The organism is Acinetobacter wanghuae (assembly GCF_009557235.1).
GTDB classification, from domain to species: Bacteria; Pseudomonadota; Gammaproteobacteria; order Pseudomonadales; family Moraxellaceae; genus Acinetobacter; species Acinetobacter wanghuae.
In genome coordinates, this window is the sequence record NZ_CP045650.1 from 335593 (window position 1) to 359496 (window position 23904).

The 23904-nt window shown below is 41.8% G+C and carries 26 protein-coding genes; 16 read left to right on the top strand and 10 right to left on the bottom strand.

Translation table 11 applies throughout. The features are described from left to right. Positions 1-44 precede the first annotated feature (44 nt). Positions 45-2267, bottom strand: coding sequence for a primosomal protein N' (locus GFH30_RS01495; protein WP_153373327.1), 2223 nt, complete (start codon positions 2265-2267; stop codon positions 45-47). A 150-nt stretch (positions 2268-2417) separates the two neighbouring features. On the opposite strand from GFH30_RS01495, the gene gspF reads away from it, so the two are divergent. The 3 genes from gspF (at position 2418) to GFH30_RS01510 (ending at position 4771) form a co-directional block, all read left to right on the top strand. Then, positions 2418-3623, top strand: a complete 1206-nt coding sequence (gene gspF, locus GFH30_RS01500) for a type II secretion system inner membrane protein GspF (RefSeq protein ID WP_153370485.1) — start codon at positions 2418-2420, stop codon at positions 3621-3623. Between the two features lie 94 nt (positions 3624-3717). Further along, a complete protein-coding gene (gene gspG / locus GFH30_RS01505; protein ID WP_153370487.1) occupies positions 3718-4152 on the top strand; it encodes a type II secretion system major pseudopilin GspG in 435 nt (144 codons plus the stop codon). 283 nt (positions 4153-4435) lie between these two features. Further along, complete coding sequence (locus GFH30_RS01510) at positions 4436-4771, top strand: hypothetical protein (RefSeq protein ID WP_153370489.1); 336 nt, start codon at positions 4436-4438, stop codon at positions 4769-4771. Between the two features lie 146 nt (positions 4772-4917). Here GFH30_RS01510 and lnt read toward each other — a convergent pair whose 3' ends face one another. Beyond that, positions 4918-6477, bottom strand: a complete 1560-nt coding sequence (gene lnt, locus GFH30_RS01515; protein ID WP_153370491.1) for an apolipoprotein N-acyltransferase — start codon at positions 6475-6477, stop codon at positions 4918-4920. Next, positions 6474-7313: an HlyC/CorC family transporter gene (locus GFH30_RS01520; protein WP_153370493.1), complete on the bottom strand. Its 840-nt coding sequence runs from the start codon at positions 7311-7313 to the stop codon at positions 6474-6476. Before GFH30_RS01520 ends, lnt begins: the two co-directional genes overlap by 4 nt. Positions 7314-7558: 245 nt before the next feature. On the opposite strand from GFH30_RS01520, the gene tusA reads away from it, so the two are divergent. Next, positions 7559-7816 (top strand): sulfurtransferase TusA, encoded by a 258-nt coding sequence (gene tusA, locus GFH30_RS01525; protein WP_153370495.1) that lies wholly within the window; start codon positions 7559-7561, stop codon positions 7814-7816. Positions 7817-7912: 96 nt separating this feature from the next. Here the strand turns inward: tusA and GFH30_RS01530 are convergent, their stop codons facing one another. Next, positions 7913-9625, bottom strand: coding sequence for an electron transfer flavoprotein-ubiquinone oxidoreductase (locus GFH30_RS01530; RefSeq protein ID WP_153370497.1), 1713 nt, complete (start codon positions 9623-9625; stop codon positions 7913-7915). Between the two features lie 186 nt (positions 9626-9811). On the opposite strand from GFH30_RS01530, the gene GFH30_RS01535 reads away from it, so the two are divergent. From GFH30_RS01535 to GFH30_RS01555, 5 genes are all read left to right on the top strand, one after another. Next, positions 9812-10423, top strand: a complete 612-nt coding sequence (locus GFH30_RS01535; protein WP_153370499.1) for a DUF1285 domain-containing protein — start codon at positions 9812-9814, stop codon at positions 10421-10423. Between the two features lie 48 nt (positions 10424-10471). Further along, positions 10472-11356: a glutamate racemase gene (gene murI, locus GFH30_RS01540; protein WP_153370500.1), complete on the top strand. Its 885-nt coding sequence runs from the start codon at positions 10472-10474 to the stop codon at positions 11354-11356. Positions 11357-11474: 118 nt separating this feature from the next. Then, entirely contained in the window at positions 11475-12503 is a 1029-nt protein-coding gene (locus GFH30_RS01545) for a DUF4062 domain-containing protein (protein ID WP_153370502.1), read from the top strand. A 65-nt stretch (positions 12504-12568) separates the two neighbouring features. After that, positions 12569-13588, top strand: a complete 1020-nt coding sequence (gene hemH / locus GFH30_RS01550) for a ferrochelatase (RefSeq protein WP_153370503.1) — start codon at positions 12569-12571, stop codon at positions 13586-13588. A 14-nt stretch (positions 13589-13602) separates the two neighbouring features. Next, entirely contained in the window at positions 13603-14247 is a 645-nt protein-coding gene (locus tag GFH30_RS01555; protein ID WP_153370505.1) for an MBL fold metallo-hydrolase, read from the top strand. 60 nt (positions 14248-14307) lie between these two features. Here GFH30_RS01555 and GFH30_RS01560 read toward each other — a convergent pair whose 3' ends face one another. Further along, a complete protein-coding gene (locus GFH30_RS01560) occupies positions 14308-14493 on the bottom strand; it encodes a DNA gyrase inhibitor YacG (RefSeq protein WP_153370507.1) in 186 nt (61 codons plus the stop codon). Between the two features lie 87 nt (positions 14494-14580). Between GFH30_RS01560 and GFH30_RS01565 the strand changes: the two genes are divergently transcribed. The 3 genes from GFH30_RS01565 to GFH30_RS01575 all read left to right on the top strand — a co-directional run bounded on the left by GFH30_RS01565 (position 14581) and on the right by GFH30_RS01575 (position 17488). Beyond that, the gene (locus GFH30_RS01565) at positions 14581-15225 is read left to right on the top strand and encodes a class I SAM-dependent methyltransferase (protein WP_171500984.1); all 645 of its coding nucleotides are present in this window, start codon (positions 14581-14583) and stop codon (positions 15223-15225) included. Positions 15226-15228: 3 nt separating this feature from the next. Then, entirely contained in the window at positions 15229-16428 is a 1200-nt protein-coding gene (locus tag GFH30_RS01570) for a TIGR03862 family flavoprotein (protein WP_153370511.1), read from the top strand. Positions 16429-16540: 112 nt separating this feature from the next. Continuing rightward, positions 16541-17488, top strand: coding sequence for an IS30 family transposase (locus tag GFH30_RS01575; protein ID WP_153370513.1), 948 nt, complete (start codon positions 16541-16543; stop codon positions 17486-17488). 50 nt (positions 17489-17538) lie between these two features. Here the strand turns inward: GFH30_RS01575 and GFH30_RS01580 are convergent, their stop codons facing one another. Together GFH30_RS01580 and GFH30_RS01585 are read right to left on the bottom strand one after the other, a co-directional pair. Beyond that, entirely contained in the window at positions 17539-18090 is a 552-nt protein-coding gene (locus GFH30_RS01580) for a hypothetical protein (protein ID WP_153370515.1), read from the bottom strand. Between the two features lie 3 nt (positions 18091-18093). Next, complete coding sequence (locus GFH30_RS01585) at positions 18094-18891, bottom strand: class I SAM-dependent methyltransferase (protein ID WP_153370517.1); 798 nt, start codon at positions 18889-18891, stop codon at positions 18094-18096. Positions 18892-19000: 109 nt separating this feature from the next. Here GFH30_RS01585 and GFH30_RS01590 point away from each other — a divergent pair, with 109 nt between their 5' ends. From GFH30_RS01590 to GFH30_RS01600, 3 genes are all read left to right on the top strand, one after another. Further along, positions 19001-20272, top strand: a complete 1272-nt coding sequence (locus tag GFH30_RS01590; RefSeq protein WP_153370519.1) for a hypothetical protein — start codon at positions 19001-19003, stop codon at positions 20270-20272. Between the two features lie 121 nt (positions 20273-20393). Beyond that, a complete protein-coding gene (locus GFH30_RS01595; RefSeq protein ID WP_153370521.1) occupies positions 20394-20594 on the top strand; it encodes a hypothetical protein in 201 nt (66 codons plus the stop codon). A gap of 94 nt (positions 20595-20688) precedes the next feature. Beyond that, positions 20689-21642 carry a 2-hydroxyacid dehydrogenase gene (locus tag GFH30_RS01600; RefSeq protein ID WP_153370523.1) on the top strand — a complete coding sequence of 318 codons (954 nt, stop codon included), beginning with the start codon at positions 20689-20691 and terminating at the stop codon, positions 21640-21642. A gap of 36 nt (positions 21643-21678) precedes the next feature. On the opposite strand, the gene GFH30_RS01605 is transcribed toward GFH30_RS01600, so the two are convergent. Then, positions 21679-22173 (bottom strand): hypothetical protein, encoded by a 495-nt coding sequence (locus GFH30_RS01605; protein ID WP_153370525.1) that lies wholly within the window; start codon positions 22171-22173, stop codon positions 21679-21681. A 198-nt stretch (positions 22174-22371) separates the two neighbouring features. Next, on the bottom strand, positions 22372-22761 hold the full coding sequence (locus GFH30_RS01610) for a hypothetical protein (protein ID WP_153370527.1): 390 nt from the start codon (positions 22759-22761) through the stop codon (positions 22372-22374). A gap of 199 nt (positions 22762-22960) precedes the next feature. Between GFH30_RS01610 and GFH30_RS01615 the strand changes: the two genes are divergently transcribed. Beyond that, the gene (locus tag GFH30_RS01615; protein WP_153370528.1) at positions 22961-23344 is read left to right on the top strand and encodes a hypothetical protein; all 384 of its coding nucleotides are present in this window, start codon (positions 22961-22963) and stop codon (positions 23342-23344) included. A gap of 62 nt (positions 23345-23406) precedes the next feature. On the opposite strand, the gene GFH30_RS01620 is transcribed toward GFH30_RS01615, so the two are convergent. After that, a complete protein-coding gene (locus GFH30_RS01620) occupies positions 23407-23802 on the bottom strand; it encodes a hypothetical protein (RefSeq protein ID WP_153370530.1) in 396 nt (131 codons plus the stop codon). Positions 23803-23904: the final 102 nt, after the last annotated feature.

Here is a 23904-nt window from a genome sequence, read left to right on the forward strand (position 1 = left end):
AAAATTGAGATATCCAATATGACATAAGCGAAGCGGTTGCTAAATTAGCTTAACTCTTGTGGGTCAATATCCAAGGTTAATTTCATGGTTGAGGGCTTATCGCTCAGCATGTTTTGCCACCAATCTTTTAAATAATAATGTAAGCGTGCACGATTCGCAGATAGCAACACCATATGGGATTGGTAGCGACCTGCCTTACGTTCCATCGGGGCAGGAATGGGTCCCCAAATATCCAAAGCTAAATCGGGATATTGACGTAGCAATGCTGCATGTTTTTGCAGGAAGTCGGTATTTAAGTTTTGTTGCTTAGATTCACAGCGAATTAAAGCTGCATATCGAAACGGTGGCATCATCGCAATTTGACGTTCTTTTAAAGTTTGTTTGGCAAACGTACGATAATTTTCCTGAACCAATGTATTTAATAATGCATGATCGGGGCGTAGGGTTTGTAAATAGACATCGCCTTTACGCTCACCACGACCGGCACGCCCTGAGACCTGCACAATCAACTGTGCGGTGCGTTCCGTTGCTCGAAAGTCGACACTGAGTAAACCTGAATCAATATCTAAAATTGCGACCAAGGTGACATACGGGAAATGGTGACCCTTTGCAAGCATCTGCGTGCCCAGTAAAATTGCCGGCTCGCTCTTTTGGATTTTGTCATAAATTTTTTGCCAGCTGCCGACCCGACTGGTCGAATCACGATCGACTCGAATCACATCATGATCGGGGAATAGTTCATTCAAATGTTCTTCGACTTTGGCTGTGCCCATACCCAGTGGTTTGAGTTCGGTGTGATTGCAGCTTGGGCAATGCTCCGGCATCCGATGAATGGTGCCGCAGTGATGGCAATGCAAATGCTGATAAGGCTGACGATGCACGGTAAAGTTCGCATCGCAATGTGGACACTGAGCTTGCCAACCACAACTATCGCAAATAAGTACCGGTGCATAACCGCGACGGTTTAGAAAGACTAAGACTTGTTCTTTACGCTCTAAACGTTTTTGAATTTCTTGAATCAGCAAGAGACTAATACCATGCTGCTTTTGCGCAACTTTCAAATCCAAAATATGGATCTTGGGCATGAGTGCCGAACCTGCACGTTGATTCAATTCAAGCGATTGCATTTTGCCATTTTCGACCAAAGCAAAACTATCGATGCTAGGCGTGGCAGAACCTAACACTACAGGACATTGTTGTAAATGCGCACGATACAATGCCACATCACGTGCGTGATAGCGGAACCCTTCTTGTTGTTTAAAGGACAAATCGTGTTCCTCATCGAGGATGATCAGTCCAAGATGAGGCATTGGCGTATAAATAGCAGAACGCGTACCTAAAACAATGGATGCTTTACCTGTTTCCGCTGCTTGCCATGCTTGTAGGCGTTTACTGTCATTTAAACCTGAATGCAGCAGTGCAATATGACAGTGGAAACGTGATTGGAAGCGACTAATGGTTTGCGGTGTCAGACCAATTTCAGGGACTAAAACAAGGACTTGCTTGCCTTGTTTCAGCACCTGTTCCATGATCTGTAAATACACTTCAGTTTTACCACTACCCGTTAAGCCATCGAGCAGAAAAGCTTGATATTTATTTTTAAATTTAAGGACTTGAGCAATGGCACGTTTTTGTTCTTCATTGGCGCTGAGCGGCATTTGTGCCATCTGTACCACTTGCGGGCTAAAATCTTGCGGCTCAAGTACACATTCACAAATCTCTTTTTTAGCGAGTGCTTTTAAGGTCGCGGTTTCAATGCCTGCCATATTTAAAATATTTTCCGCTGTACCGACCGGATGCAGCTTTAAAACTTTATAAGCATCTTGTTGTTTTTCCGAACGGCGTACTTTGCTTTCGGCATTCATATCCAAAAGCTTCCATGTACGCGCCAGTAAATTATAGGGTTTTCCTTGGCGCAATAAGGTCGGTAATGCACTATGTACCACTTCACCAATCGGGAATTGATAATATTGGGCTGACCATTTCAGTAAATTCAATACTGTCTCATCAATAATGGCGCGATCATCCAACAGTTCGCTAATATTTTTGAGTTTAAAACGTGGGTCTAGCGGTTCATCAAGCGGCAACTTTTGCATAATGATGCCGACTAAATTTTGCCGACCAAAAGACACGGCGACCCGAGCACCGACTTCCGCTTGCTCATATTGTTGCTGACTGAGTAGGTAGTCAAAACAATCAAATAGATAAACAGGAACAGCAACGCGAACACGGTATAAGAGAGCTGAACTGTCGATAGAATTTGGCATAGAGCGAGAAAGTTGTCCTGATGAAATTTCGTCGAGATAAACGTTCACTTATGATAGAGTGATTTGAATCTTTATATCTTAGAATATGAATGATTTCGGTGGTCAGACGCAACAGCGTTTCGCGAAATTTTGGAAAATTAGAGCATTACAATGCCTGCATATCAGTTTACTGCACTTGATGCTTCAGGGAAGCAGCAAAAAGGTGTATTAGAAGGGGATTCCGCCCGTCAAATACGTCAACAGTTAAGGGATAAAGCGCTGATTCCTGTATCAGTCGATCCTGTCGAAAAAAAAGATAAACACGACCAACCGCGTTGGTTCAAAAAAAGCATGACCGCCTATGATTTGGCTTTAATGACCCGTCAATTATCTGTGTTGGTCGCTGCAGGTATTCCTTTAGAAGAAGCCATTCGTGCCGTCGGTAAACAAAGTGAAAAAGTGCATGTGCAGAACCTACTCATGTCAGTACGTTCACGTGTCATGGAAGGGCATTCTTTGGCAAGTGCCTTACAACAGTCAGGACGTTTTCCTGATTTGTACGGTGCAACCATTGCAGCTGGTGAGCGTTCAGGTCATTTAGATTTAATTTTAGATCAATTGGCAGACTACACCGAAAACCGTTTTGCCATGCAGAAAAAGATTCAAGGTGCGATGGTCTATCCAATTATTTTAATGCTGATGGCATTTGCGATTGTGATGGGGCTCATGACCTATGTTGTACCGGATATCGTGAAAACCTTTGATCAAAGTAAAGATGCCTTGCCGTGGATTACCGTTGCATTAATGAAAGCCAGTGATTTTATTCGCGTGGCTTGGCCATTTTTACTGATTGGCACGGGCTTGGGTATTTTCCTCTTGGTTCGGTTTTTAAGAACTACAGCGGGGCATTATTCATTTGACCGTTTAACTCTGAAGTTGCCTTTGTTTGGTAAGTTATCACGCGGTATTAATGCGGCTCGTTTTGCCAGTACTTTGTCCATTTTGACGCAATCGGGCGTGCCTTTGGTGGATGCATTGAAAATTGGTGCAGCAGTGAGTAATAACTGGGTCATCCGTGATGCTGTGAATATTGCTGCTGAAAAAGTCACGGAAGGTGGCAACCTTGCTAGCCAATTGGAGCGCAGTGGTTATTTTCCACCGATGATGGTACAAATGATTAAAAGTGGCGAGGCATCGGGTGAGTTGGATCGCATGTTGCAACGCTCATCAGATATGCAAGATCGTGAAGTGACGACCTTAATTTCGACTTTATTGGCGTTGCTTGAACCGTTAATGTTGGTGTTGATGGCGAGCATTGTTTTAGTCATTGTTATTGCGGTCATGCTGCCGATTGTAAATATGAATAATATGATTTAAGTCGTCAAACCATTGATTTAAATCTGCGAAACTTGCTAATAATGAAATATGGGAATGGCTCCCGCAATAGACATATATGAATGAGAGATGTGCAATGCAACACAACCGATTAAAAAAACAGTCTGGCTTTACCTTAATTGAAGTGATGGTCGTAATTGTCATCTTAGGGGTCTTGGCTGCGTTAATCGTTCCGAATGTGATGGGACGTGGTGAAAAAGCCAAAGTCGATACGACAGTTATTAAATTGCAAAGTATTGCTGGCTCATTGGATCAATATAAACTCGACAACGGCAAATATCCAACCATGCAAGAAGGCGGTTTGGATGCGCTGGTTAATCAACCCGCTTCAGCGAAAAATTGGTTGCCAGGTGGTTATGTAAAAGGCGGTTATCCGAAAGATAGTTGGGATAATGAGCTTCAATATGTAATGCCGGGTACTGAAGGTCGTGCATTTGATTTATATTCATTTGGCGCAGATGGACAGTCAGGTGGTGAAGGTACGGATGCTGATATTTATTTTAAACCTTAATTGAGAATCATTATTTATTTACATTAAAGTCATATATCACTTCACTCAGTTTATTGGTTTAATACGAAGTGAAGTGATAATAGATCTTAATTATCAAATATAATCTAAGTAGCTGAAAAATAAAAATATCAAATAATAATAACAATATGAGATTTATAATAAGAATTATTCCCATATGTATTGATTACAATTCTTGTAAATGATGAACGAATATAGTCTTTCTATTTAAAATAAATTGCTCATAATGATCTTTATGGTATGTGCTACACCCAAGGAGAGAGATATGAAAGCAGTGATTTTGTCGGATGAAATTCATCAATTTCATTGGTCAATGCTGAAATCTGTTCTTTTGGTGTTAAGCATTTTACCTTTGAGCCAAGCGATTTTGCATGTGTGGCAGACCACCGAAGGTAGCAGCCAAATTATGGTTGGATTTTTTGCCTTGACTATGATGAGCAGTTTATTTGTTCTATGTTTTTGGTCTGCGCTGAAAGCCACGATTCTGCATATTCAACAAGAGGGTGCATCTACATTTGAGCAAAGCATAGTACGCATGTATCGTTATGTGCCGATGTTATCATTTGCAGCCATGCTGTCTTATATCGCGACACAATTTTAAAATTTAGATGAAAAAAAGCCGAGGCATTGACCTCGGTTTTTTATTGCCTCTTTTTATTCCTCCCTTTAAGAAAGGGAGGTTAGGAGGGATTGATGAACTGAATCCCCCTAAATCCCCCTTTGATTAAAGGGGGACTTTGAGAGATATTACCGTCTTGATTTAAACGCTACATTCACTTTACGTGGACGGAAGCGCCAACCAAGTAATAACAACAACACTGACACAATGAGTACTGGCCAATCGCTTAAGCGCATATACAGGGTTTGTCCTTGCATAGCAGGGAGTTCACCACGTAGCACTGCTTCTTTGTCCATTGGGGCTTGTTTCACAATATGCCCATGATGATCAATAAAGGCGGTCACACCCGTATTGGTTGCACGAATGAACCAACGTCCATTTTCTTTGGCACGCATTTGTACCATCTGTAAATGTTGTAAAGGTCCAGCCGTGCCTGTAAACCATGCATCATTTGACACGGTCACTAAGAAATCACTTTGGCTAGCATTACGACGAGTTAAATTTGGATAAGCGACTTCATAACAAATGGCAGAGCCTAACGCATGATTTTTCACGTTCAGCGGTTTTTGATCGCTATCACCGCGTGAGAATCCACTCATGGATGGGTCATTTTGCAAAGCAGGTAAAACCCAACGCAATAAACCAGAGAGTGGAATATATTCCCCAAACGGTACTAAACGTTGTTTTTTATACAAGCCACTGGATTCATCACCACTCGCCATGATGCTGTTATAAAACATCGCTTGACCTGTGGCTTTAGATTCCTGCTGATCCCAATAGGGAATACCTGTAACCCAAGCAGTACCCGATTTTTTGGCTTGCACACGCATCGTATCAAGGAAAGGCTGAATGTCGGTTTGGAACATCGGAATTGAAGATTCTGGCCAAACAATCAGATCACGTCCCCATTCAGTTTTGCTCAAATTGGCATAAATGAATAAGGTTTTCATTTGATATTCGGTCAACCATTTCAGGTCTTGCGGAATATTACCTTGAATGAGGGAAACACGAAGTGGCTTTTCAGATTTTTGCTCAACGAATTCAAATTGCGCTGCACCCCATGCACCAAGCACAAGCACTGCGGATGGAATAAGCCAAAAAATACGTTTATTGAGGACTTCAACGAGAGCACATGCCAATACAATCACGACAAATGAAACGCCAAATACCCCAAATAAGGGGGCATAGCCATCTAAAAAGCGTTCAGTAAAGGCATACCCTGCAAAGAGCCATGGGAAACCGGTAAATACCCACGTTTTTGCCCATTCAAACAATACCCAAAGCGGTGCAAATGTGAGCGGTGTTTCTGGGAAAAAACGACGATAAACAAAGGTCTGAACTGCGCTGAACAGCCCCATAATCACAGCCATGATCAGAATCATCAACACACTTAAAAATGCATTGGTATCACCGTAGACATGGATTGAGGTATATAGCCAAAATGCACCGACAAACCATAAACCAATGCCATACGCCAAACCAATGGCAAAGGCTTGTTTTGGACTACGCTGACGCAAACATGCGTACAGTAATGCCGGTGATAAAATCGCGAGCCACCAATAATGATAGGGCGCTAAGCTAAAACTAAACACTGCCCCAGCAAATAACGCAATCAGCAGCGGATAAATCAGTGCGACAGGTTTTTGTCCTTGGGCTGGATTGAGCAGTTTATCGAAATAGGCTCTCATTGGCGCACAGCTCGAATCAGATGGATTGAACGTGCATCTGCCTCGAGAATGGTAAAGGTCCAGTCTTCTAATTCAATCACTTGACCTTCCAGATCATTCACCAAACCAATTTCTTGCATGAGTAAGCCACCCATGGTTTCAACTTCATCATCGGGGAAGTTGGTTTCAAGTAAGCTATTGAAATGCTCAATCGGTGTTAAGGCTTGAACGATCCAAGTATTGGCTGTTTTTGGATTTTCATCAGGAACGATGAATTGAGCTTCTTCATCGGCATTGTCGTGTTCATCTTCAATTTCGCCGACAATTTCTTCCAAAATATCTTCGAGTGTCACTAGACCTGAGGTTGAACCGTATTCATCAATCACAACTGCAATGTGCGTTTGCGTATTTTTTAGCATACGTAAAACTTGATCTGAGCGCGCACTTTCTGGCACAAACAACGGCTGACGCATGAGCAGACAAATATCGACCTTGCTGGTCGGTTCAGTTAAGAACGGCAATAAGTCTTTGGCAAGCAAAATACCGACAACGGTATCAGGTTGGTCTGATGAAAATACGGGAAAACGTGAATGTGCTGATTCAACTAAAACATGAAGAATATCCAGTAATTGGTCATCTTCTTGCAAGCTAATCATTGACGTGCGAGGCGTCATCACTTCACGAATTTTGGTCGCAGGAAGGTCTAATACGCCTTCTAGCATGGCAACTGTATCGGGTTCTAAAAAACGACGTGAATCTTGTACTAGTTTTAGCAGTTCATCGCGGGTTTCTGGTGCAGTTCCTAACCATTTTCGTAAACCGCGCATGCCCCACGACGGGCCTGATTCCTCGTGCATGATGTTTCCTAAACACTCTTGATCATAAAAATTTAATTTTAATCATACCGTAGAAAATACGCTTGTCCACTGATTAACGTCGGAGTTTCGATGACTTATGCATTCAGCCTAAATAAAACGATAATGCTTGAATTTTAAACAAAGCGATCTGCTTCATTTAGCGCTATATGTAAAGCTCGGATTGCAAAGTCCAAATTGAGTCAGTTATGTTAAAATAAGGCTGATTTAGTCATTTGAGTTAGGGCATGTCTGAGCAAGAGATTAAGCCAAGCATTCAGTTAAATACACGTGGTTTACGTTGTCCTGAACCCGTCATGATGTTACATCAAGCCATTCGTAAATCGAAGTCAGGTGATGTCGTTGAAATTTTTGCGACGGACAATTCTACGTCTTGGGATATTCCAAAATTTTGTATGCACTTGGGGCATGAATTATTGCTGCAAGAAGAAGTCCTTGATGACAGTGGCAATAAAGAATTCCATTATTTGGTGCAGAAAGGCTAAGCCTAGAATTAATTCATAAAAAATCCCTGCACTTGGCAGGGATTTTTTTGATTTGAATCTGAAGAGAATCAAATATTACCTTCAGTTGAATTCAAATTACATATTCGGGTAATTAGGACCACCCGCACCCTCAGGCACGACCCAGGTGATGTTCTGTGATGGATCTTTAATATCACAAGTCTTACAGTGCACGCAGTTTGCAGCATTAATTTGGAAGCGTTTTGAACCGTCATTCTCTTCCATGATCTCGTAAACACCCGCAGGGCAGTAGCGCTGTGCAGGCTCATCCCATTTTGGTAGGTTTACATTAACTGGAATTGAAGGATCAGTCAGTTTCAAATGCGCAGGTTGGTTTTCTTCGTGCACCGTATTCGATACAAACACTGAAGACAAACGGTCAAAGGTCAGTTTGCCATCTGGTTTTGGATAGTTTGGCTTGAAGCTTTCAGCATCTACAGTTTTAAGTGCACTAAAGTCAGGCACTAAGTCATGTAATGTGAATGGTACTTTAAAGACATTTTGATCGATAAAGTTGAATGCACCCCCCATCCATTGACCAAACTTGTGCATTGCAGGACCAAAGTTACGTGAGTTATATAACTCTTCTTTCAGCCAGCTGTTGTTAAATTTGTCTGTATATGCTGTCAATTCTTTTACAAAGAAGTCTTCGCCTTCAGTCACACGCGCAACAGCAAGATCACCGCCTTTTTCAACACCAGCAGCAATCGCTTCAAACACGGCTTCACCACAAAGCATGCCCGATTTCATTGCTGTGTGTGAGCCTTTGATTTTGGCGAAGTTCAGGAAGCCTGCATCATCACCAATTAAAGAGCCACCTGGGAAGGTGAATTTAGGCAATGAGTTAAAACCACCTTTGGTCACTGCACGCGCACCATAAGAAATACGTTTACCACCTTCCAAGTATTGCTTAATTAAAGGATGGGTTTTCCAACGTTGCATTTCCATGAATGGATACATGTGTGGATTGGTATACGATAAATCGACAATCATCCCCAAGGTCACTTGGTTGTTTTCAGCGTGGTATAACCACCAACCGCCTGAAGAACCGGTTTCACTTAAAGGCCAACCTGCACCGTGCATCACCAAACCTGGTTTATGTTTTGCAGGATCAATTTCCCAAAGCTCTTTGATGCCAATACCGTAGTGCTGTGGGTCAGCATCTTTGTCTAAATTGAATTTTTGAATCAGGCGTTTACCAAGGTGACCACGACAACCTTCAGCGAAAATGGTGTATTTCGCATGGAGTTCATAACCTGGGGTAAAGTTATGGGTTGGTTCGCCATCTTTACCAATGCCCATGTCACCAGTTTGAATGCCTTTGACTGAACCATCTTCATGGTAAAGAATTTCTGATGCAGCAAATCCTGGGAAAATGGATACTTCAAGCTCTTCAGCTTTAGTTCCTAACCAACGAACCACGTTACCGAGTGAAATGACATAGTTGCCATCATTGTGCATGGTTTTTGGCACCATCCAATGTGGCGCTTCTTGTGATTTTTCATCCGAAAGCAGGAAGTAAGTTTTGTCTTCGGTCACAGGCACATTTAAAGGTGCACCTTGTTCTTTCCAGTCAGGGAATAATTCATTGATTGCACGAGGCTCTAAGACTGCACCCGACAGAATATGCGCACCGACTTCGGAACCTTTTTCTACGACACAAACCGACAAATCATTTAAGTTGTTTTCAATTGCAAGTTGACGAATTTTAATCGCAGCAGAGAGACCGGCAGGGCCTGCACCTACAATAACTACGTCAAACTCCATCGATTCACGTTCGATGTGCTCCATGTCGGACTCCTCATATTTCTATTCGGTGGCAACCATAATCGGATGATTGGGTGCTGCCATGAGTATGCTTAATTCCTAGACACAATTATGCTAGTGTCTTTCGTCATGTGGGCTAGTATAGTTTTAAACCCAGTTTTAGCCAATTGGCTGAAACATATTATTTTTCCGTCATTAAGGTCTTCTACTATGGATAAGCCAACAATCAGTAAAAATCCGACGAAAAAAGTAGCGAGTGCTGATCATAAAAATTTAAGCAGCATTGCACAATACTTAAAGGATGCACAGGGCAGTCACAAAAGGTCAATACCACCTTTGGACCAATGGCAGCCAAAGCATTGTGGCACAATTGATTTAAAGGTTTTAGCCAATGGAGAATGGTGGCACGAAGGTCAATTGATCAAGCGACAAGCCATGATTGATCTGTTTGCAACCGTGCTTTGGAAAGAAGACGACACATTTTATTTAAAAACGCCTGTTGAACAGATCGAGATTGAGGTTGAAGACGAACCGTTGTTTGTGAATCAGGTCGATCAGATCGACATTGAAGGCAAAACCTATTTACAACTGAAAAGCACCACGCAAGATTTAATTATTGTTGATGCTGAGCATCCGATTTTCATGCGTCCATTTAAGGATGAATTACGTCCTTATGTCCATGTACGCTTTGGCATTAATGCCGTGATTCAACGTGCTGCATTTTTGCATTTGGTCGAGATGGGGGAGCTCAGTGAAAATGCACAAGGTGAAACCGTTTTAAGCCTGAAAAGTGGCGATTTAGACTTGCATTTAGGCACCTGAGGTTTAAGCTTTGTCGAACATAATTTTCAACTGAATCCAAGCACAATTATGAGCGCTATTCATCCCATTTCCGAAATGACCAACCAAATGCCAAAGGCGAGTATTGATGCGCCGATCGGTATTTTTGACTCGGGTGTTGGTGGCTTATCTGTGGCGTTGGAAATTGCCAAATATTTACCGAATGAACGCTTTATTTATTATGCAGATACTGAACACGTGCCGTATGGACCACGTGAAGATCGTGAGATTCGGCATTTAACGGCTCATGCGATTGAATGGTTATACCGTCAAGGCTGTAAAGTGGCAGTGGTGGCGTGTAATACCGCATCTGCATTTAGTTTGGACTATTTGCGTGAACATTATGGCGCAGATTTCCCCATTATTGGCTTAGTACCCGCGTTAAAACCTGCGGTATTGAACACTCAATCTAAAACCGTTGCTGTACTCGCAACGCCTGCAACATTTCGCGGTAAACTCATTAAAGATGTGATGACACGCTTTGCAGAACCTGCGAGTGTCAATGTAATTCCAGTCACTTGTCTTGATCTCGTGCCTTTTGTCGAAGCGGGCGAGCAAATGAGCCCGGCTTGCCTTGCGACTTTAACTGAGATTTTACAGCCTGTGGTCGATGCGGGTGCCGATTACTTGGTTTTAGGATGCACACATTACCCCTTTCTAAAAACGTCAATTCAGTATATTTTTGGTCATAAGCTGACATTAATTGACTCAGGATTGGCGGTTGCAAGACAAACAGCCCGTATTTTGATCAAAAATGAGTTATTATTTGAATATCAGCGTCAGGATGATTTAAAAATTCGACTCTTTGTCAGTGGTCAAAATGCTGAACAATTACAGCCTGTTTTATCACGCATGATACCGAGTGATTTAACATGGTCTGTTGCCAATATTGAAGTTGATCAGTCATCTGACTAAAAATCAGAGACATTATTTTATAGTAAGATTTTTTCTTATAAATCGGGGAAGCATCACATACAGCGCAGGCTAGATCTAGCCTAGGGCGGTTATGGGTGTGCAGTAGAAGAGGATCACCATGCTCGATAAACGTTATCAAGTGTTTATAACGACCTCTGGAAGCGAGATGCAGCCAGAACGAATCGTGCTGTCACAAACTTTGGTCGGTATGGGCTTTTTCTCATGGGGCTTAGAACAGCGAACCCCACTTAGTACGGCATTTGCGCGTCGTCAAATTGATGACTGTGATTATGTGGTAATTTTGCTTGGCAGCCAGTATGGTGAACAATCGGTGTCGGGTGTTGGCTATATGCATCTCGAATACATCTATGCAGTGACTAAGCAAAAACCAGTAATTGTCTTTATGCATAGCGATCCTGAAGCGCGTGATCCATCTTTGCATGATGCAACACCACAGCTACGCGAAAAATTCCAAGAATTCCGTAAACTCCTACAAACCGATGTCGATCAAGTCTTTAGCTATCGAACGCTACGTGATTTAGAAATGGCGGTTCGTTTGAATATGCCACAAATGTTAGAGCGTTACCCTGTAACCGGTTGGGTACGTCCACAAAATTCCCAGTCTTTACACGATGAAATTGATCAACTCAAAGCGAAAAATAGACAGCTTGAAGCTGAAGTCGGCAATCGACAAGTGGATCCTTTCTTGAGCTTGCCTAAAGTCTCGATGCATGAAGTTTTTTCTTTTGAATACCGTTTACATGCCTATCAAGATGGTAATTTCAAAGAGCTTAAAATTCAGAAACAATTGACATGGGCACAGTTGTTGAGCGTATTGGGTTCAACCTTTGTTAATCCAACGCCAGAAGAGTTCTTCTCAAAACGTATGAACGAATATTTGAATGAAGTCGGTTTAGAGGATGCACGGATTCAGATGCCGCGTGCGCATGCGGTGGCGCGTGCTCAAATGAATATTCGTGCGCTGCATAGCCTGAAAATGCAAATGCGTCAAAATGACTGGATTATGCCAAGTGGCCGAGACGATCGTCAGCGCATGCTTTGGCAGATTACCAATAAAGCCTCAAAGCTGATGGACAGTAATTTACTCGATGCAGATCGTATTACTCAATTTAAGTCAGCGTATTAATCCATATTACGTACCCAAAGAAAGCTGTTAAAGTAAAGCAGTTGATACCCAAACGGATACGCTGAATGCTGAATCACGCTAAACCCAAAGTCACCATTGTTTTAGCCAACTTGGGCACGCCAGATGAGCCTACAGTGCCTGCGGTACGTCGCTTTTTGGAGCAATTTCTTTCTGATCAGCGGGTCATTGAGCTGCCGAAACCCTTGTGGCAAATCATTTTAAGATTGTTTGTTTTACCGTTTCGTCCGAAGCGTGTGGCGCATGCGTATGCACAAGTCTGGGGTAGTGACTCACCCATGCGTGAAATTTTACTGCAGCAAGTTCAATCTGTTCAGACGCAGCTCACTTCGCAATATCCGCATTTAGAGCTGAATGTCGTGCCTGCCATGACCTATGGTAATCCGAACATTCAACAAGTACTCAACCAGTTGTCTGAACAACCTGCCGATCATGTGATTTTATTGCCATTGTTCCCGCAGTATTCAGCGACCTCGACTGCTCCACTCTTCGATGCCATGTCAAAATGGGTGCTGAAACAGCGTAATTTGCCGGGTTTAACGTTTATTCGTGATTATTATCAGCATCCACTTTATATTCAGTCTTTGGCACAAAGTGTGCGTGATTATCAAGCCATTCATGGTCAGCCTGAAAAGTTATTGATGTCCTTCCATGGTATTCCGCAGCCTTATGCAGACAAAGGTGATCCTTATGCTGATCGTTGTCGCATCACAGGAAAACTAGTGGCAGAAGCCTTAGGTTTAACTGAAGATCAATACACGACAAGTTTCCAATCACGGTTTGGTAAGCAGGAATGGGTGAAACCGTACACTGAAGCCACTATTCGCGAATGGGCAGCAGAAGGGGTGAAATCGATTCAAGTCATGAGTCCTGCATTCTCAGCGGATTGTTTGGAAACGCTTGAAGAATTAGCACTGCAAAATGCTGAGCTTTTTACATCGCTCGGTGGTGAACAGTACAGTTATATTCCGGCATTAAATACCCGTGATGACCATTTAGAATTGCTCAATCATTTACTTCAAGCTAATCTTGATGCACTTACCAAAACATTGGCTCATTCTGCCTAAGGGTTAAATCACTCATGCTACAAGTCAAAATTGTTCCTGTGACTGCTTTTCAGCAAAACTGTTCTATTTTATGGGATGACGACAGTAAAGATGCGATTTTGATTGATGCGGGTGGTGAACCTGAAAAACTGCAAGCCGAAGTTGAAGCGCTTGGTTTAAATGTCAAAGCTTTGTGGCTGACCCATGGGCATTTGGATCATGCAGGCGCAGTGGGTGCATTGACTAAACTGTGGAACGTGCCAGTCATTGGTCCGCATAAAGAAGATGCATTTTGGTTGGACATGATTCAAGAAGCCTCTGCACGTTATGGTTTTCCTATTCCTGAAAAGGTTGAAGTAACCGAATGGCTTGAGGGTGGGGAAGTATTAAAGCTTGGCGATGAAGAATTTGAAGTGCGCTTTGCACCGGGACATACCCCAGGACATGTCATGTTCTATAACAAAAAATATGGTTTGTTGTGGACAGGCGATGTTTTGTTTAAAGGTTCGATTGGTCGTACCGATTTCCCGCGTGGAGATCATCAACAACTGTTAGATTCGATTCAACGTGAATGCTTTAGCTTGCCTGATGAAACACAGTTTATTTCTGGTCACGGTCCTATCAGCACCATTGGTTTTGAGAAAAAGCATAATCCCTTTGTTGCGAGCAAAGCGGGCTAATCTTATTCAATGTATGAAAAAAGGAATCCATTCGGATTCCTTTTTTCATTGTGTTGACTATTAATATTGGTCTTCTTCCGAACCGCCATCGGCTTGCGGTGCATCTTGGGTTGGAAGTTTAAATTCTTCATTCGCCCATGCGCCAAAGTCGAGCATTTTGCAGCGTTCTGAACAAAACGGACGAAAAGGATTATTTTCCCAAGTGGTCAGTTCAGCGCAACGTGGACAAGTGATGGTGGTCGACATTGACAGCACTCCAACGAAAATTTAAGGATTCAATTAGGCAAATATAGCCGCACTTGTTAGACTTGTGCGGTTTTTCATTAGTTTGATCTGATTATGCCGATTCGTCAATTTCAAGCGCAGCGTATGCACGCCCCTCGTGATTTTAAAAGCATTGCTCCTGAACCGATTTGTGTTGAAATTGGAGCAGGTAAGGGTAAACACGCGTTGTTGTTTAGCCAAAATAACCCTGAGCAAAAATTAATTGCGGTTGAACGTACTCGCGAAAAATTTATCGCGATGCAAAAACAGCATGCGATTGAAGGTCAAACCAATTTACAAACGGTACATGCTGATGCATTACCTTGGGTAGTACATGCCTTATATCCTGCCCAAGTCGAGCAGTTCTTTATTTTGTATCCGAATCCTGAGCCGCATAATCCTGCGCAGCGTTGGGCAAATATGCCGTTCTTTGAGTTTTTATTGTCGCGTTTAAAAACGGGCGGCACGATTACTCTAGCCAGTAACATTCCTGAATATATTGATGAAGCAGAACAACAAGTCAAAGATTTGTGGAATTTGCCTTATGTCAAAGAAGTCATTGCGCAAGATTCAGCACGCACGCATTTTGAAATTAAGTATTTAGAGCGTGGCGAATTGTGTCAACAGCTGATTATTCGCAAGCCTGAAGGTTATGCGACACGTTTTGATGATTTCCAGCCCTTGCAAGGTCAAAATAGTGTGGCTTCGGAATAAGTCATGAGTAAACGAATCGCGATTGTCGGTGCAGGACCTGCGGGGTTAATGGCTGCAGAAGTCCTTAGTCAATTTGCCTATGAAGTGCATGTTTACGAGCAAAAACCTTCAGCTGCACGTAAGTTCTTAATGGCGGGTAAAACAGGCTTAAATATTTCGCATGCTGAGCCTATTGAGCAATTTGTACAGCGTTATGATCAAGTCGATTGGCTTGCGCCTTGGATTAAACAATGGGATGCCACTTGGGTTCAAAATTGGATGCAAGAGTTGGGCATTGAGCCGTATATTGGATCATCGGGTCGTGTCTTTCCGACCGAAATGAAGGCAGCACCGTTGCTTCGCGCATGGCTCACACGCTTAGCAGCACAGGGCATTCAGTTTCATTATCGTCATCAGGTTGAGCATTTAAGTACAAATCAACTGGTATTACGCGATCTTAAAAATAATACTGCCCGAACTGAAACGTTCGATGCCATTGTCTTGGCATGTGGTGCGGTATCGTGGTCAAAACTCGGTAGTGATGGCAAATGGCAGTCATGGCTTGATACCAATGAGATTGAACCGTTTCAAGCGAGCAATGCCGGTGTGGAATATCCATGGTCGACGTTTATGCAGCCTGTGTTTGGTCAACCGCTTAAACGTGTAGATGCGTGGGTTGAGGGCGGCGAGAAAACCATGGGTGATATCGTGATTAGTCATTATGGTCTTGAAAGTGGTTTGATTTATAAACAAGGGCGTGGCTTACGTGAGCAAGTGAAACGTGCTCAGCCAATGCGGTTGTTTTTAGATTTATTTCCAGATCAAACCGTTGAACAACTTGCGAAAAAACTGCAACCCAGTAAAAAGCAGTCACTCAGCAATGTCTGGCGTAAAGCCGGTTTAGATGGCGCGAAAGCCGCGCTCATTCGTGAATTGGTGGCAAAGTCCATATGGCAACAACCACAAGCTTTAGCAGCACGCGCGAAAGCCCTATGTTTAAACCTGACAGGCTTTCGCCCAATTGAAGAAGCGATTAGCTGTGCCGGTGGTGTAAAACAAATGGCGCTCAGCACGCAACTACAATTAAAGACCAATCCCTATGTGTTTATGTGTGGGGAAATGCTCGATTGGGATGCGCCCACTGGTGGCTATTTACTAACGGCTTGTTTTGCTACAGGACGTGCAGCAGGCCAAGGTGTACACGATTATTTAAAGCAAAAATAAGATTTTTATATTCCTTAGATTCTCAAATGAAGTGCAACAGAGATTAAATTATTGGAAAGAAGCAAGATGAGCTAGCATTTTGCTTCCGACCGACCAAAGTCAAAGTTGCATCATGAACTATACCCATCTTACTCAAGAAGAAAGATATCAGATTTTTACATTGTTACGTGAAGGATTTTCTAAACGTTATATTGCTTGGAGACTGAATCGTTCACCTTCTACTATTTCTAGAGAAATCAATCGTAATCGAGCTAGAAATGGTTATTTCGCTAAGCATGCCAGTAAACTCGCTCGAAGACGCCATTGCTCCAATCCTAAAAGAATCCCTGATGAAATATGGGCACATGTCATCTTTTATCTTGAACTTCAATGGAGTCCTGAACAGATTGCATCTCGTGTTTCAGTTAGCCTGCATTCAATTTATCGCTTAATACGACAGGATAAGAATAAGGGCGGTACTCTCTTTCATCATCTACGTTTCAGAAATCAAAGAAAGAGGAAATATGGCTCTCCTGAAACTCGTGGTCAGCTGGCTAATCGTAAAAGCATTCATGATAGACCGATTGAGATTGAACAGCGTCATCGTTTTGGTGATCTAGATATAGATACGATTGTGGGTAAAAATCATCAGCAATCATTGGTCTCAATTGTCGATCGCAAGACAGGTTATTTGTGGTTGAAGAAGTGTAGCTCACGCAAAGCAGAAGAAGTTTGCCAAACAACGATCAGTTTACTTGAGCCAATTAAGCATCAACTCAAAACAATTACCGCAGATAATGGTAAGGAATTTAGTCTGCATGAATATGCTGCTCAAGCATTAGAAATAGATTGGTATTTCGCAGATCCTTATAGCGCTTGGCAACGAGGTACGAATGAAAATACCAACGGCTTAGTCAGACAATACATTAGAAAAGGAAGTGACTTAAATCAGTATACCGATGAATATATCTCAGAAATAACAGACCGTATCAATCATCGTCCAAGAAAAAGACTCGGCTTTAAAAGTCCGAGTCAGGTATTATGGCAACAACATGGTGTTGCAATTCAAATGCTAATCTAAGTTCATAAAAAAGGGCGCTAAAGCGTCCTTTTTTACTGATGAGAACATGATTATTTGGCTTTAGGATATTCTGTGCGCCAATGCTCTAACTGTTCTTGCGCCTGCAAATACTGTGCTAAACCTTTCATGCTTTGACTGGCTTGGCTTTTCTTATCCATTTGCGTTTGATCCTTCGCTAAAAGCTGTTGTTGCTGTTCCCAATAATGATAATACAGCCCTTGAATATAACGACCTTGCTCAGTTTTGAGTTCAAGATCTTTCAGCATATTTAAAGCCGATAACGTCAGATCTTTTTGGCGTTGCAGGACAAAGGCATCATCGAGTTCGCCGTCTTGTTGGAGTTTAACCAATTCGTTTTCAAGCTCGCTGCTCATCATTTCAAAACGATCTTCATAATCACTCAGCACATTAATGTCATGAGTATCGTTTGCTGTTTTCGCAAATTCACGAATACCTTCGCCTTTGAGTTCTTTCATGATCTGTTCGGCAGCGGCATTGTCTTGACTCGGTTTGCTTTCGGTCGGGACTTTTTGGTCACATGCCATTAGTCCTGAAACCAGTGCAACCAGTAAACCACGTTTAAAATATTCAGGTGTGTGCATGTGTCAGTCCATTGTGTGAGAAAGATGATTCATCTTAGCAAAGATATAGACATGTGTCTGATAGGGGAAATCAATCAAATCTTGCGGTGTTTTTGCTGTGTAATTTTGCACAATAGCTTCGAATCGTTGTTTCAATTCTTGTTGCTTTGAGGTGGACATTTTAGCGATAAAACTGGTCGAAAGGAGTCGCTTGGCAACCACATTTTCAACTGTGCCTGAATGGACAAAGGGCATGATCGTTTCATGTGTGAGTGTGAACACATCTTGGCCATCAAAAGCTTTACGCCATAACCCAGTATGGTAGCGTGGAGTATCACCTTCAAAGGGTGCAATTTCATTCGCCAACGCCTTGACCCAATCAATATTAGTATCGCGTTGATTCCAAATAAGAACCAAACAGCCGTCGGGTTTGAGCACACGATCAATTTCTTGCAAACTGTTGATATTGGCAAACCAATGAAAAGACTGCGCGCAAAAAACGGCATCAACGCTTTCATTTGCCAGACTCAGATGATCACTACTGCCTTGTACGGCTTCTATATCGGGATGGGCAAATTTAAGTTGAGCTAACATTTCAGCGATTGGATCTACTGCAATGATATGATGGCTCAGCTGTTTTAAATAGGGCAGGAATTTTCCTGTTCCTGTGCCCAAATCAAGCAGATGCGCTTTGGGGCTTAAATTTAGCCGCGATTTTAAATATGCCACAATCTGCTCAGGATAATTCGGTCGAACACATTGATAGAGTTCAGCCGATGCGCTAAATCCCTGTTTTGCAGACGGATGGATGGAATGTGTCATATTTTATGCTGTTTAAAATTTTTCTAAACTATAAAATAGCACATCTTAATTTGCATGCTTGACTCACAAAATTGTTGTGAAAGGGTTGATTCACAAACACGGGTATATTATGGACAAACACATTGTTTTTGAAGATGAACATATACGTGCAATTTTTTTGCCGGGATCATCTTCAGCGCTTATTTTCTCTTTTGGCGATTTAATTACCCGTGCGAAAGGTCTGAATATTAATGCAGAGAAGTCACTACAAAAGTTTGACTTTAATGTGTTGGGGATTATGCCCAAGCAAAAATCATGGTTTCCGCAAGGTTCCATGTGGAACATGTTAGCTGCTGTCCGTGATTTGATTGCACCATTTAAAGCGCGTATTGCCTATGGTGGTTCGATGGGTGGCTATGCTGCTATTAAATACTCCAATGCGCTTGATGTGCAACGTGTGGTGGCGATGGTGCCGCAGTATTCCATTGACCCGAATGACGTATATGACGCGCGTTACAATATGTTCTATCAAGCAGAGCATAATACACAGATGCGTATTACCGCAGAGGATGTGAGTGCTGCACGTGAATATATTATTGTCTATGATCCGCATTATGCGGAAGACCATGCGCATTATGTGCAGTTAAAACAGGTCTTACCTGAACATCATGTGTTGAATTTACCCTTTACCGGACATGATGCTATTGCTGTATTGGCAAGTTCGGAGTTGGTAAATGACTTTTTAACCCACGAATTTGACGCAACTTATTTCTACCAAAAAATGCGTCGAGTCAAAAAGAACAGTAAGTTTTACTATCGCAAAGTGATTGAAAATTTATTGCCAAGACATCGCGGAGCATTGGCAAAAATTTTAAAGCACAATGATCTCTCACTCGATGCACAGTTTTTTGATGCGAACCAAAAGCAGTTGATTTTGCGTGAGCTAATGCGTAATAAACAAGTCGATCAACATGATTTGATGAAACTGGGTATTCAGGTCAATTTACCGCAAGAAAATCGTCAATTACTTCTTGATGCGCACGGGCATGGACTGGTCTTTAATGTGATTAGTCAAAAGCTTGAAAGTTATGCCGATGGTGCAATTGCGCTCAATCATAAATTTCTAATTCCCATTTATGCCAAAGGCAATGGCTTGCTGAATATTATGCTGAATGACGAGCGCTATTTAGTGGTCATGAATGATCGACATATCATGAAACTCATGAAAGAACAGGACGCGCTGTCTGTGGGAATGCATCCGATTTTAGTGAAACGCTATGAGCAGCACTATATGTTTAGTTATAAACAATTGAACTTAACAACGGATGAATTTGGCGGTGCTCGTTTTGTCGAGACGAGTGACAAAAATTCGCACTTTGTGACGCGGACTGAACTTAATTAACGATAAATATATCTAAAAAACAATAGCTTGACATATATCCTTGCTGGCATAAGATGGACTTAACGGTATAAATTTCAATCATATCGTAGTTCATGGCTTTGCGAGTGAGGAGATATGTTTTATGCAAGTTACACAGATACAGATGATGACCGCATGTCTGATGCTGAGTCTAGCAATACCGACGATGGCACATGCAGAAAGTACGGATCCCGTCGTGATTTTCTTAAGTGCATCTATTATTTTTTTAATGTTCTTAACAGTCTATGTCGTCTATAAAATTCGACGTTCACTCAGTAATGATTTAGATAAACCTGTCGATTAGTGTTTCCTGCATGATTTAATCAAAAATGATTGAAAACCCTTCATCACTTGTCTTAAATGATGGCACATCAGAGAACAAGTATGAGGGGACAGTCGTGCAAGCCGTTTATTTAGATTATGCGTCTTTAAATCAAAATGACTTAGATTTTAAAGCACTTCACGCTGCTTTTGAGCAATTACAGTTATATCCAACGACTCATCCTCAGGACGTGCTCGCTCGAGTCTGTGATGTTGATGTCATCATGACCAATAAAGTCGTGATTGACGCTGCCACTATTCAACAATGCCCACACCTTAAATTGATTTTGATCTCGGCTACAGGTACCAATAATGTTGACCTTACTGCGGCAAAAGCGCGTGGCATTGTGGTATGTAATTGTCAGGCGTATGGCACCTCTGCAGTCGCACAGCATACTTTAATGCTGATGCTGAATTTAGCGACCTCATTTGTGTCGTATCAAAAAGACATTCAGGCAGGAAAATGGCAAAACGCCACGCAATTTTGTTTGCTTGATGCCCCGATTGTGGAACTTGCCGGCAAGACTTTGGGCATTGTTGGCTATGGCGAACTCGGGCGCGCCGTGGCAAAACTCGCTGAAGCGTTTGGGATGAAGGTTTTAGTGGGCAATCTACCGAATCGACCTAGTGATGCTTCGCGTGTGCCATTTGCTGAGCTTTTATCTCAAGTTGATTTTTTAAGTTTGCATTGTCCTTTGACTGAAGACACAAAACATCTGATGAGTACGGCTGAATTCGAAGCTATGAAACCGAGTGCATTTTTAATTAACTGCGCGCGTGGTGGTATTGTCGATGAAGTCGCTTTAGTCAATGCACTACGAAGTGGGCAAATTGCCGGTGCAGCCACCGATGTTTTAACAGTTGAACCACCAACCGCAGGCAATGTCTTACTCGATGCATCCATTCCAAACTTAATTGTGACACCGCATAATGCATGGGGAAGTAGCGATGCGCGGCAACGTATTGTGAATCAGATGCTTGAAAATGTAGACGCATTTAAAGCAGGGCAGCCGATTCGTCAGGTGAACTAAAATTTGAAAGAAGAAAAAGCCCGTCATGGGCTTTTTTTATAAATCAGTCACCGCGTAACTGGTTGCACCAGAACTTTGTCCTGCATTTTGCTGCGGTGTTACATTTTGCGTTGCACTTGAAGGTTCACTCAACGGTTGAGAGACAATTGGTGCAGACTCGGTCGATTTGCCTGTGATCACTTCTTTGGTGTCTTGAATTTTTTGATTGGCTTGCTTGGTGACATTTTGCATGCCTTGGTCGACTTGTTGAATGGTGTCAGACGTCGCTGATTTTGTATTGCCCCAAACACGATCGACACTCGGTTTCACTTTTGAAATGCCTTTTCCTGCCAATTCATCGACTTTTTCCACGCCGTTGATCACGCCTTGCTGCGCTTTATAGCCAAATACATGGAAGATATTCGGATTATCGCCGTAGGGTTTAATTGGGGTTGATGCTTTCGTTTGCGATGGTGTTTCCGCACTTTGCGCCAAAGTTGGCAAAGCGAAAAGCAGGGCGCTGCTTAAAATGAGTATTTTTTTAATGGTCATATTGCTATACCTCAAAGGATGTTTATCCATCTTGTTTGACTTTGAGTGTAGCGAGCAATGATGTAAAAACAAAGGATTTGCTGAGCTGTTTTCTGATGGTTTGGGTTGTTTTAAAAGGTTTAATCGGCTTAAAAACAGAAAGTGTTTAATTTTAGGTAAAAGAAAGCCCTAAGCTTTTAGAGACTTAGGGCAAGATCTTTAGTCACATTGTGCAACGGCTTCTTTCGCAAACGCATTACGCAGTGCAACGAAGTTTTTCTGTACTTCGGCATCGTAAAGGTCAAATTTTTGTGCTGAGCTTGTGCCATCACGTAGGAATGTCGCAGAGCCTGCATCCATAATGGTTAAGCCTTTAAATGCCCATTGTTCAACCACGCGGCTGTCTTGCATTGTGCCACTAAATTCAATCACGCATTTGTCTGCAAATTTGGTCAATTTTGCTTTGTTGTTGGTGGTTTGTGGGTAGACATCAAGGTTTTGAACGGCTTGAATTACGCCTGCTTCAACTTGTGGAATGGTTGGGGCAGATGTACAAGCTGTCAGAGCGATACCTGCAAGACCCGTCAATAGTAGAGCTTTCAATTTCATAAGATTCTTTCTTGTTGAGTGTTGTTAGGGTGAGTATAGGGAATTGCTAGGTGAATGGCTAGAGTTCTCAAGTTAAACAAGATTTCAAAAGAGCGAAATTTTAATTAGAGAAAAATTGAAATAAATAAGCACAGTTATATAGAAATTTGGTTTAAATTTAATCTATAATTTGTAACTTAAAAACTAATAAGAGTTAATCATGAAAAAAATAATATCTGTAGCCCTTGTATCCGTTTTAGTCTTATCAGGATGTATGACGACTGGTAATCATATGTTAAAGAAAGAAACGGAAAGCACAGTACAGCAAAAAATTATTGAAAATAAGACGACAAAAGCTGAAATTAGAAAGATTTTCGGTTCCCCAGATAAAACGACATTTACAGATAATGGTAAAGAAATTTGGACTTATGAATTCGTAGATGTTTCGGCTGATGCGGTCAGTTATATTCCCGTTGTGAATTGGTTTGGCAGTTCTGCTTCAGGAACAAAAAAACAATTGGTCGTGATGTTTGACGGAGAAGTCGTATACAAATATTCAATGTCAGAAGCTGAACATAAAATAAAAACAGGTGTATTTGGTTAATTCAATATTGATTAATAAAAAACCCGCTTTAAAGCGGGTTTTTTATTAATGTATGCTGAAAATTATTGAAGTTTAATTACTTTTTCAACACGATCACTATCATCATAAGTGATTTCAAACGCAGTTTTTTTACCATCGAAAGCAGCTTCAGCAGGGGTTGCAACAATTTCCCATAAACCAACGGTAGCTACATCCGCTAAACCGTGGAGTAAAGTACGACTCACGCGATTAGCCGTGCTATAACCTTGATTGAATGAGAACACATCTATACGTTTTCCAGCTTTAACTTCACTTGAAATTGGAGCACCAATTTCAGCAAGAATCGCACTACGTGGCATGCCTGATGCCATAACTGAGATATCTTTTTTAGGTGGTTGTTTGGCTGCCATTACAGCAGAACAACCCACTTGAGTTAACGCAATAATAGAAAAAGTTGTAGCTAAAAGAAGTTTTTTCATATCCCTAATACCCAAATAAAACAAAATAAAAAAATGAATTGTATAGTATTTGTATGAGAAAAAATTAATGTAAATTAAATATTTATTTTTAATTCTTATTAT